The organism is Halalkalibacter suaedae (assembly GCF_017939705.1).
GTDB classification, from domain to species: Bacteria; Bacillota; Bacilli; order Bacillales; family Bacillaceae_D; genus Halalkalibacter; species Halalkalibacter suaedae.
Genome location: NZ_JAGKSQ010000007.1, coordinates 1 through 11,709 on the forward strand (window position 1 = coordinate 1; position 11,709 = coordinate 11,709).

Below are 11,709 nucleotides of genomic sequence, written 5' to 3' on the forward strand. Positions count from 1 at the left end.
ATGTATTAGGCACGCCGCCAGCGTTCGTCCTGAGCCAGGATCAAACTCTCCATAAAATTGGTTTGAGTTTAAATAGCTCAATACTTGTTGCTGACTTTTAAAAAAGTCTAAATTGACGAGATATCCTTACTGTTGAAGTCAACAGTAAAATTCTCTTTTTCGCTTGGCTTTTGTTCAGTTTTCAAAGAACTCGTTTGCCGCTCAGTGGCGACTTAAAATAATATACCATATTGATTAATCGGCGTCAACAAAAAAAGAAAAATATTTTGAGTGGTAGCTTAAATACAAATAGTGTTCTTTTAGTTAATCACTTCATTTATAAATAATTCAGCATGCTGCACTAAATTTATTATTTCAGCAGTTGAATCTAATTTAACCATTGGTCTTGTTGGATTGCTTTCATTGTAAAAAACAATTTCAGCTGTTTCACTATTTGATAGAAGTACCCGATTCCCAACAGAAACAGGAATAATATTCTCTACTAAAGCTTGAATTGTCTTCAGATCAAACTTTCCAAACTGACCTTTTGAGATATCTTCAATAACTTGATATGGTGATCGTTTTGAACGGTAGAAACGTTCAGAAGTCATCGCATGGTAAACATCTGCAACAGCCACAATTTGACTGAAAGGATGGATCTTTGAACTTTCAGTACTTAACGGATATCCACTTCCATCATGACGCTCATGGTGTTGTAATACTGCAAGAAGAATGGAATCAGAAATACCAGTTACTTTCTTTAACATATTATAGGCATAAATAGGGTGCTTTTTTATTTCATCAAATTCTATAGCTGTTAATGAACCTGTTTTTTGCAAAATACTTGGGGCGATTTTGGCCATTCCTGCATCAGCTAAAACACCAGCATAACCAATTTGAAAATAATCACCTTGCTTATAATCCATCTTAAGTCCAAGGTAAAAAGATAAGATTCCAACATAAACAGAATGATGGAAGAGGTAATCTTCTTTTGTGCTTAGATGATGGAGATTGACTAGTTCATGAGGTTGTTCAACTACACTATCAAATAAAGGAGATAAAATTTTTCTAACGTTAAGCATCTCGACCTTGTTACCAGCTTGCCAAGATTGAAAGAGTTTCTTATATTCTTTAACAGCATTCATGTAATCATTGCTAAAGTTCTTTTCAATAAGAGGTTGTTTTGGTAAAACATCTTCTTCCTTTAATTCAGTTGGAATGTATTTTTCTCCATTTGCTTTAATTGATTGAACTTCAACAGTTTTAATTAAGAACACATTTAAAACGTTTAGCAGCTCGGGTGTAAGAACCGTATTCTCTCTAATAATTGGGAAATCTGTTAAGCCATCAACATCTTTAGCAACGATACATCCACTTTCTACTTGTTTTAAATTAACCTTCATTATTAAAATCCTCTCAATAGAAAAATAACTAAGCTACCTCTCATTATACGTCAACTTTTAAAAAACAAAAAGAGGGTGTTAGAAAGGTTTACTACCCTATCAACACCCCTAATGTTAGTAACTATTTATTCTTCGTTATCCGTTTCTGGTTCTTCCTCTAAATCTTCCTCTGAATCTTTTTCAAGATCAGACTCTAATTCGGAAACTGTTTCTGTTTCGGATAGCTCATTTGCTTCCTCATCAATGATATCTTCTTCATCTTCAATATCAACTCGTGCTACAGTTGCTACTTCCTCGCCTTCGTTCACGCGAATTAGAGTAACCCCTTGAGTATTACGTCCAGTTGTTGAGATACCCTCCACTTGTGTACGAATCACAACACCACTTACAGTAATAATCATAATATCATGGTCCTCTGAAACAACCTTCAAGGCAACTAAAGGTCCATTCTTTTCGGTAATATTACACGTTTTTATCCCTTTACCACCACGATTTTGGATACGATACTCCTCGATAGGCGTCCTCTTACCGTAGCCTTTCTCAGTAACAATTAGAACCGCATGATCTGGCTCAATAATATCCATACCAACGACATGGTCATCATTCCCTAAGGAGATTCCTCGCACTCCGGCTGCAGTTCTTCCCATTAAACGAACATCTGTTTCAGGGAAACGAATGGACATCCCCTGCTTTGTTCCAATAATTAATTCCTGACTACCATCTGTTAAGCGAACCCCGTGAAGTTCATCTTCTTCCCGTAACGTTATCGCAAACAATCCACCTTTACGAATATTTGCAAAAGATGATAGTGCTGTCCGTTTTGTTACACCGTATTTTGTTAGGAAGAATAAATAGGCATTTTCCGTGAATTCCTCGATCGGTATAACCGTACTAATATATTCCCCTTGTTCGATCTGAAGAAGATTAATAATCGGAATTCCCTTTGCCGTTCGGCCAAGTTCAGGAATTTCATACCCCTTCAGACGATAGACTTTACCCTTATTTGTAAAGAATAATATCGTATGATGCGAGTTTGTTGTGAATAGATGTTGAACAAAATCATTATCATTTGTTCCCATACCTTGAATTCCTTTACCGCCTCTTTTTTGATTGCGGTACGTCGAAATAGGTAATCGTTTAATATAACCATGGTGTGAGATCGTAATAACGATGTTTTGGCGTGGGATTAAATCCTCGTCCTCCAAATGCTCTTCACTCATAGAAATGATTGTGCGACGCTTATCATTGTATTTCTCTTTAATTTCTGTGAGCTCTTCTCTGATAATTTCAAGTACCTTTTCATTATCAGCTAGAATGGCTTTAAGCTCTGCAATTCTTTCCATAAGCTCATTATACTCGTTTTCTATCTTATCGCGTTCTAAACCAGTTAGACGCTGTAATCGCATATCGAGAATGGCTTGAGCCTGCTCATAGCTTAAACTGAATCGTTCAATTAAGCCGTTCCTTGCTATTTCAGTTGTTTGTGACGCACGAATTAAACTAATTACTTCATCAAGATGATCCAGTGCAATACGCAAACCTTCTAGGATATGTGCTCTAGCTTCAGCTTTTCGAAGTTCGAAAGCTGTACGTCTACGAATCACTACGACTTGATGGTCAAGATAATGCTCAAGACATTCCTTTAGATTTAATACCTTAGGTTGTCCACCTACAAGTGCTAATAGGTTTATACCAAAGCTTGTTTGCAATGCCGTTTGTTTATATAAATTATTTAGTAGCACATTAGCATTAGCATCTCTACGGAGCTCCATTACAATACGCATTCCTGTACGATCAGATTCATCACGTAGATCCGTAATACCATCAATCTTCTTTTCACGAACTAACTCAGCAATTTTTTCGATTAATCGAGCTTTGTTCACTTGATAAGGTAACTCATTGACAATAATGCGTTGCTTACCATTGTTTTCCTCAATCTGTGTTTGTGAGCGAATAATTATAGACCCGCGTCCAGTTTGGTATGCTTTACGAATACCCGATCGTCCAAGTATCTCAGCTCCAGTTGGGAAATCCGGACCAGGAATGTATTCCATTAGCTCTTCAATTGTAATATCACGATCCTGAGAAAGAGCAAGAACCCCATCAATTACTTCGCCAAGTTGGTGCGGAGGAATGTTTGTAGCCATCCCAACCGCAATTCCAGATGCACCGTTAACTAAGAGATTTGGGAATCGTGCTGGTAGAACAATCGGCTCTCTTTCAGAACCGTCGTAGTTATCCTGGTAATCAATCGTATCTTTATTAATATCACGTACAAGCTCCATTGAAATCTTGGACATTTTCGCTTCTGTATAACGCATTGCTGCTGCAGAATCACCATCAACAGAACCGAAGTTACCATGTCCATCAATAAGCATATAGCGATAACTAAAGTCTTGAGCCATTCTGACCATCGTTTCATAAACGGCAGAATCGCCATGTGGATGGTACTTCCCGATAACTTCTCCAACAATACGAGCTGATTTCTTATATGCCTTATCAGACGTCATACCAAGTTCATTCATCGCAAATAAAATACGGCGATGAACGGGCTTCAACCCATCTCTTGCATCAGGAAGAGCACGACTTACAATTACACTCATCGCGTAATCCATAAAAGATGACTTCATTTCTTGACTTATATTTCGTTCTTGTACTCTAGATTGATCTTGCTCAGCCATTAATTATAAACCTCCATCTCCAAGCCTAGATATCAAGATTTTCTACATATTGAGCATTCTCTTGAATAAAATCTCGGCGTGGCTCTACTCGATCTCCCATAAGGATTTCAAAGATTTCATCTGCCTTCATGGCGTCTTCTAATGTTACTTGAAGCACCGTACGGTATTCAGGATCCATTGTCGTTTCCCATAACTGGGTCGGGTTCATTTCACCAAGACCCTTATAACGTTGAATACCAACTTTTGATTTATCAGCTACATCCTTTAACGCTTCTTCTAATTGCTTATCACTATAAACATATTGTACTTCACGGCCCTTAGTTATCTTGTAAAGAGGTGGTTGAGCAATATAAATATAGCCCATCTCTATTAATGGCTTCATGTACCGATAAAAGAACGTTAAAATAAGCGTTCGAATATGAGCCCCGTCAACATCGGCATCTGTCATAATAATAATCTTGTGATAACGAGCCTTTTCAATATTAAATTCTTCACCTATACCAGTACCGAAAGCTGTAATCATTGCTCTGATTTCATTATTAGCTAAAATTTTATCAAGTCTCGCTTTTTCGACATTAATAATTTTTCCACGTAGTGGCAAAATAGCTTGGAAATGACGATCTCGTCCTTGTTTGGCTGATCCACCTGCAGAATCACCCTCTACAATATAGATTTCACTGATTGTAGCATCCTTAGAAGAACAATCTGCTAGTTTCCCTGGAAGAGAGCTAACTTCAAGAGCACTTTTTCGACGAGTTAACTCTCGTGCCTTTTTTGCTGCTTCACGAGCACGAGAAGCCATTAACCCTTTATCGACAATCTTTCTTGCTACTTGGGGATTCTCAATAAGAAATCTCGCAAAATGTTCGCTGAAAAGTGAATCAGTAATCGTTCTAGCTTCACTATTTCCTAATTTAGTTTTCGTTTGTCCTTCAAACTGGGGATCAGGGATTTTAACAGAAATAATAGCCGTTAATCCTTCCCGGACATCCTCCCCAGTAAGATTCGGGTCATTTTCCTTGAAAAGACTATTCTTTCGAGCATAGTCATTAATAACACGAGTCAAACCTGTCTTAAAACCAGATTCATGCGTTCCGCCCTCATGTGTACTAATATTATTCGCAAATGAGTAAATATTGCTAATATAGCTATCATTGTATTGAACCGCTACTTCAACAGTTAGCCCGTCCTTCTCGCTCTCAATATGAATGGGTTCATCATGAAGTACTTCTTTCGTACGGTTAAGATGCTCAACAAAAGAAGCAATTCCCCCTTCATAATGATACGTAGCTTCTTTATCCTCCACTCGTTTATCTTTTATAGAGATTGTCAAACCTTTATTAAGAAAGGCTAATTCTCTTAGACGAGTAGCTAAAATGTCGAACTCATATACCGTTGTTTCTTGGAAGATCTCTTCATCTGGCTTAAAGTGAATAATCGTACCATTCTTACTAGTTTCTCCAATTACCTCTAAATCTCCAGCAGGAACGCCTCGTTCAAACTTTTGATAGTGGATTTTTTGCTCACGATGAACTTCAACCTCGAGTACCGTTGAAAGTGCATTTACAACAGAGGCACCAACCCCATGTAGTCCACCAGAGACTTTATATCCGCCACCACCAAATTTACCACCAGCATGTAGGACAGTCATAATGACTTCCACTGCAGGGCGTCCCATCTTCTCATGAATTCCAACAGGAATACCTCGACCATTATCCTCAACTGAAATACTGTTGTCTTCGTTAATGGCTACTTTAATTGTATCGCAATAGCCTGCCATTGCTTCATCAATACTATTATCAACAATCTCCCATACAAGGTGATGTAATCCTCGTGAGCTCGTTGAACCAATATACATACCAGGGCGTTTTCGAACAGCTTCTAAACCCTCTAAAACCTGAATCTGACTTTCATCATAAGATTGTTGTTGTTCTGTCACTTCATTCACCTTCATTCTCATTTATCAATATATCTAGAAAGGCTATTAATAAATATATTACGTATCTTCTCTCTCCAACTGAAGTTCAACCTTGTTGTGGGCTCGCCGATTAAGGGTCAACGAAGAAACAGGGGAATAATAGATTTCATCATTTGTTAAAACGATAGACTTAATATAATCAGCGGAGATCGTATTGATCTTCTTAGTTTTCCCCTCATGCTTTAAGAAATCAGCTGTTACAGATTGTTCCTTAGAGTCATAATTTAAAATAGCGATAATGTCCTTTGAACGTATAATGACATCTCCACCCAAATGGATAAACATACTTACACCGCCTCACTTTTAGTGATCAATTGTTCCTTCTGACACATGAAAAACGGCTGCTTTTTTTAATATTTGATCATCAATTCCTTCAACACTTGTTGTTGTTACAAATGTTTGAACACGCCCTTGAATTGTATGAAGAAGATGGGACTGACGGTAATCGTCTAACTCTGAGAGCACATCATCTAGAAGTAATATCGGATATTCACCAATTTCTGAATAAATTAATTCTATTTCTGCGAGCTTAACAGCCAAGGCTGTCGTCCGTTGCTGCCCCTGTGATCCAAAAGTTTGGACATCCCGTTCATTCACAACAAATCCAAGATCATCACGATGAGGACCAAATAACGTTACACCACGTTGTATTTCTTTTTGTTTCTTCTCTTCATACGTACGATAGAATTCATCCTTTATTTTCGACAAATCCATCTCTTCTAATACGTTAGTAGAGGGGATGTAGCGAATTTCTAGTTTTTCTTTCCCTCTACTAATGTCATGATGTATCGGTTCGGCCCATTTTTGTAGACGTTTAACAAAGGCAAATCTTCTAATCGTCACTTCTGCAGCTAACACAATCATTTGATCTGTTAATACATCCAGCATTTCCTTAGATCCTTTTCCAATCTGGAGTGCTTTTAGCAAATGATTTCGTTGAAGCAAGACTTTATGAAACAGAGCTAAATGATGTAAATAGACGTTACTAATTTGACCAAGTTCCATATCTAGGAATCTTCGGCGGATTTGCGGACTACCTTTGACTAGGTTCAAGTCCTCTGGAGCAAACATGACCACATTAGCAGCACCAATGTATTCACTTAGCTTTTTCTGCTCAAGTCCATTTATTTTCCCTTTCTTCCCCTTGAGAGAAAGGATTAGTTCCATGTTCAGTGGACCTCTTTGTTTCGTGAATTGTCCTTCAATCTTTGAAAACTCAGCTCCCCAACTAATTAACTCTTTATCCTTAGATGTTCGATGGGATTTTGCAAGCGCAAGTACATAAATTGCTTCTAGGATATTGGTTTTGCCTTGGGCATTTTCACCTAAAAAAACATTCACTTGTTGTTCAAAATTCATCTCAACTCTTTCGTAATTACGAAATTGTCTTAAGAGCAAGTGATCTAAATACAAAAGGGATTCCCCCTAATTGGCCACAATTTCAATTTTCCTTCCATCTTCAAAAAGTAAAATGTCGCCAGGTATCAGTTTTTTACCACGACGATTTTCTTCTTCGTTATTCACATAGACAGTATGTTCAGCCAAATACCATTTAGCCATACCACCTGTATCAATTAACCCAACCTCTTTAAGAACCTGCCCTAAGGTTATGTAAGCTGTTGAAATGACGATTTGTTCCATGTAATCACATCTTTCTCTTGTTTTAAGATAAGACTTTTTTCAGCAAAGGGAAGACAGCAAATCATATAAATTGAAATGCTGTCTCTGTTTCTCGTTCATTCGACTTCTCTATATTGTACTAAACGTAGCCTTGATAGCCAAGTCCTTTTGTTATTCCATCGAAGATTAATATGTTCGAACAGGGGAGAATAGGTGTAAATAATGGTCATGATCGGTTGGTCTAATAACAAACGGACTCATTGCTCCAGTAAAAGTAATATGAATTTCCTCACTGTCGACAACCTTTAAGGCGTCGATTACATTTTTGCCATTAAAGGAGATCCTCATATCTTCTCCCTCGAAATCGATTGAGTCAATATGCTCAGTAACTTTTCCAACTTCAGGTGAAATAGAGGTGATCTCAATTTGTCCCCCTTCTAATGTTTTTAAGTTAATAACATTATTTTTACCCTCTCTTGATAAAAGCAAAGCACGTTCTAATGTATGGAGAAATGGTTTCGCTTTTAGTTTAAAGGCTGTCTTTGATTGTGTTGGAATCATCCCTTTTGTAACGGGGTATTTCCCTTCAAGTAACCTTGAGAAAAACAAAATATTTTTCATTTTAAATAATACTTGATTTTCTGTCACGACAATGTCGACCCGTTCTGAGGAATCATCAAGAATTTTGCTCAGTTCATTTAGGCTTTTTCCTGGAATGACAACATTATTAAATGATAACGATTCATTATTTCTTTCAATTGTTGCTTTTCTCATTGCTAATCGGTGACTATCTGTTGCAGTACAGTTCAACTCATCTTCTTCCGTTTCTAAGTTTACACCTGTCAACACCGGACGTGTTTCCTGAGTGGACACAGCGAAAACTGTTTGGCGAATAAGATTTTTAAGCATATCTTGCGGTAAACGAAAGAGGAGATCTTCTTTCACTTGTGGTAAACGAGGATATTCCTCAGGGTCTAGTCCGTTTAAATTAAAAACTGAAGAGCCAGAACGAATCGTAGTAGCAAATTGATCTTGAACAATGATTTCAATATCTTGTCCTGGTAGCTTCTTAACAATTTCAGCAAAAAACCTAGCTTGGAGAACGATAGAACCCTTTTCCTCAATTCGAACAATTTCCGAACCTTCTTCTTCTTTAGGGATGAAGGTCTCTATTGAAATATCTGAATCACTTCCTGTTAAAGTAATTCCACTGTGATCGGCAACGATTTTAATTCCTGTCAGAATAGGAATAGTCGTTCTAGAAGAAACCGCCTTTGTTACATTCTGAACGTCATGAACAAATCGATCACGATTAATAAAAAAACGCATAGTAAAAACTCCTTAATTATATATTTATGTTTTTTAAAAAAGTAGTAATAGTAGTAATAGGGGCTGTGGATTTGTGGATAAGCGACTTAAACGAACGCAGGGCAAGCCTATCCACATGTTAGTAGTTTGTTGATAGACTTGTACCCTTTATTCACATTGTGCACAATTTAAGAAGATCTTAATAAATCAATGAGTTCTTGAACCTTATCTTGAAGATCTTGATCTGTTCTTAGTAAGGTTGAGATTTTTTCATGGGCATGAATGACTGTTGTATGGTCTCGTCCGCCAAATTCACTCCCGATTTTAGGTAAAGAAGAATCGGTCAACTCTCTTGATAGATACATGGCAATTTGTCTAGGGAATGCTACTGATTTCGTTCGTTTCTTTGCTTTGAAGTCCTCTAACTTTACGTGATAATGCTCTCCTACTAATTTCTGAATATCAGTAATCGTTAAGATCTTAGGTTTAGAATTTGGAATAATATCCTTTAATGCTTCGGCGGCTAGGTCAGCATTCATATCTTGATTAATGAGCGATGAATAAGCAACAACTCGAATTAAGGCCCCTTCAAGCTCTCGAATATTGGTATCTATTTGATTTGCGATATACAGCATCACTTCATTTGGTATATCTAAATTTTCAGCCTTAGCCTTTTTTCTTAAGATGGCAATACGAGTTTCTAAGTCTGGAGGAGTAATATCAGTAATCAATCCCCATTCAAACCTCGAACGTAACCGATCTTCTAACGTAGGAATCTCTTTTGGTGGCCGATCACTAGAGATTACAATCTGTTTCGATTCTTCATGTAGAGCATTAAATGTATGAAAAAATTCTTCTTGTGTTTGTTCTTTTCCAGCTAAGAATTGAATATCATCTATTAAAAGAACATCGACATTCCGGTACTTGTTTCGAAAATGGACAGCCTTGTTATCCCGAATCGCATTAATGAATTCATTTGTGAACTTCTCAGAAGATAAGTAAACAACCTTTGCATTAGGGTTATGATCCATTACATAATGGCCAATCGCATGCATTAAGTGAGTTTTACCTAGCCCGACTCCACCATAAATAAATAACGGGTTGTAAGCTTTAGCTGGAGCTTCTGCAACAGCTAGAGAAGCTGCATGGGCAAAGCGATTACCTGAGCCGATGACAAATGTATCGAACATATATTTATCATTGAGCATCGTCTTTGTGGATGAAGCTACTAAGTCATTCTCCTGCCTTGCCTTCTTTTTCGGTAATGGATCTGGAATAAAATCCTCTTCTAATTCATGCTGCGGGATGACAAACTTCGGCTTAAGTCGAGTACCTGTTAAATGTTCAATCGTATCAGTTGTTAATTCAGCATAGTGATCTTCAAGCCAATCGCGTGCAAATTCATTGGGAGCAGTAATGACAATCGTATCATTCTGAATATCATTTGCTTTTGTAGCTTTTAACCAGGTTTCAAAACTAGGTTTGCTTACTTTTTTCTCGATTTCAGCAAGAGCCTGGCTCCACAAATCATGGATATTCTCCAAAGGTTTCCCCCTCCTAACTGTCTTTTTTTTTAGACTTTTAAATGACAAATTCTGCGTGTATAACGTTTGTACACCTCGAAGTATACAAGCGAATAAATATACATACACACAGGAATCGGTATAAAATAATATTATAGAAGAAAAGCATCATAAACAGAGTTTTGTACATGTTGTGGAAAACTAAATCAACACCAATTAAAAGATGTCCACAACTTTACCCACAGGCTGTGGACAAATAAATAGCACATTTACCTTATCCACGAGTGAAAACAATTCAATCATAGCAAAAAAACTTATCAGTGGCAACGGTTTGTTGTATTTATCCACATAACACTGCATCTTGTGTTCTTATTTTATCCACAACACAACATATGTGTGTAACTTGTCGATAAAACTGAGGAGAACTCGAAAAGTGTCGGTTAATGGTTATCCACAGCACTTACCGAGGGATTTGTATAATGTGTTTTTGTGTTTTAATAGAGGATCAGAGAAAGGGAGGAAGAAAACTTAATAATAGACTTCTTGACATTTACCACTAAAGTTCTTTATAATTTACAAGAATGTCTAAGGAGTAGTTAATCCTCAGGGAGGTGTTATAAATGGGAAAACCAACGTTTCAACCAAATAATCGTAAGCGTAAAAAGGTACACGGATTCCGTGCACGTATGAGCACAAAGAACGGCCGCAAGGTATTAGCTCGTCGTCGTCGTAAAGGAAGAAAAGTTTTATCTGCATAGGCCACTGATGTCAGTGGTCTTTTTCTTCTTAATAAAGAGGAAGTAGAAAACAATGATCGAAGGAGGACGTAATGTGAAAAAAGAACAACGGATCAAAAAGAATGATGAGTTCTCAAAGGTCTTCAAACATGGGAAGTCCGTTGCTAATCGCCAATTCGTCCTCTATACATTAAGGAAAGAGGGACAAGATGCACTTCGGATCGGTCTTTCTGTTAGCAAAAAAGTAGGAAATGCCGTTACTAGAAATCAAATTAAACGGTACATACGAGAAGTCTTTCGATTAAATGAAGAAAGCTTGGCTGCGAATGTCGATTATGTCGTGATAGCAAGAAATCCAGCAGCTGAAATGAAATTTGCAGAAATAGAAAAGAGTTTGTTTCATATATTAAAGAAGGCGAATGTCTTAAATAAGAAAGCAATACTATCAAAGTAGGGATGACCTATAGTGGTAGTCTATTA

At 37.3% G+C, this 11,709-nt stretch carries 10 protein-coding genes; 2 read left to right on the top strand and 8 right to left on the bottom strand.

Going from position 1 to position 11,709, the window contains the following annotated elements:
* Nucleotides 1-299: 299 nt before the first annotated feature.
* The 8 genes from J7W16_RS15815 to dnaA all read right to left on the bottom strand — a co-directional run bounded on the left by J7W16_RS15815 (nt 300) and on the right by dnaA (nt 10,513).
* Nucleotides 300-1,382, bottom strand: a complete 1,083-nt coding sequence (locus J7W16_RS15815; protein WP_210598448.1) for an HD-GYP domain-containing protein — start codon at nt 1,380-1,382, stop codon at nt 300-302.
* Nucleotides 1,383-1,507: 125 nt separating this feature from the next.
* Nucleotides 1,508-4,063 (bottom strand): DNA gyrase subunit A, encoded by a 2,556-nt coding sequence (gene gyrA / locus J7W16_RS15820; RefSeq protein WP_210598450.1) that lies wholly within the window; start codon nt 4,061-4,063, stop codon nt 1,508-1,510.
* A 25-nt stretch (nt 4,064-4,088) separates the two neighbouring features.
* Nucleotides 4,089-6,002, bottom strand: a complete 1,914-nt coding sequence (gyrB, locus tag J7W16_RS15825; protein ID WP_210598452.1) for a DNA topoisomerase (ATP-hydrolyzing) subunit B — start codon at nt 6,000-6,002, stop codon at nt 4,089-4,091.
* A 57-nt stretch (nt 6,003-6,059) separates the two neighbouring features.
* Complete coding sequence (gene remB, locus J7W16_RS15830; RefSeq protein ID WP_210598454.1) at nt 6,060-6,326, bottom strand: extracellular matrix regulator RemB; 267 nt, start codon at nt 6,324-6,326, stop codon at nt 6,060-6,062.
* Between the two features lie 18 nt (nt 6,327-6,344).
* Nucleotides 6,345-7,454, bottom strand: coding sequence for a DNA replication/repair protein RecF (gene recF / locus J7W16_RS15835; RefSeq protein ID WP_210598456.1), 1,110 nt, complete (start codon nt 7,452-7,454; stop codon nt 6,345-6,347).
* A gap of 12 nt (nt 7,455-7,466) precedes the next feature.
* On the bottom strand, nt 7,467-7,682 hold the full coding sequence (gene yaaA, locus J7W16_RS15840; protein ID WP_210598458.1) for a S4 domain-containing protein YaaA: 216 nt from the start codon (nt 7,680-7,682) through the stop codon (nt 7,467-7,469).
* A 165-nt stretch (nt 7,683-7,847) separates the two neighbouring features.
* Nucleotides 7,848-8,990, bottom strand: coding sequence for a DNA polymerase III subunit beta (gene dnaN, locus J7W16_RS15845; protein ID WP_210598459.1), 1,143 nt, complete (start codon nt 8,988-8,990; stop codon nt 7,848-7,850).
* 167 nt (nt 8,991-9,157) lie between these two features.
* On the bottom strand, nt 9,158-10,513 hold the full coding sequence (dnaA, locus tag J7W16_RS15850; RefSeq protein WP_210598460.1) for a chromosomal replication initiator protein DnaA: 1,356 nt from the start codon (nt 10,511-10,513) through the stop codon (nt 9,158-9,160).
* 599 nt (nt 10,514-11,112) lie between these two features.
* Here dnaA and rpmH point away from each other — a divergent pair.
* Both rpmH and rnpA read left to right on the top strand, forming a co-directional pair.
* Nucleotides 11,113-11,250 carry a 50S ribosomal protein L34 gene (gene rpmH, locus J7W16_RS15855; RefSeq protein WP_003323480.1) on the top strand — a complete coding sequence of 46 codons (138 nt, stop codon included), beginning with the start codon at nt 11,113-11,115 and terminating at the stop codon, nt 11,248-11,250.
* Between the two features lie 73 nt (nt 11,251-11,323).
* On the top strand, nt 11,324-11,683 hold the full coding sequence (rnpA, locus tag J7W16_RS15860) for a ribonuclease P protein component (protein WP_210598461.1): 360 nt from the start codon (nt 11,324-11,326) through the stop codon (nt 11,681-11,683).
* The last annotated feature ends 26 nt before the right edge of the window (nt 11,684-11,709 follow it).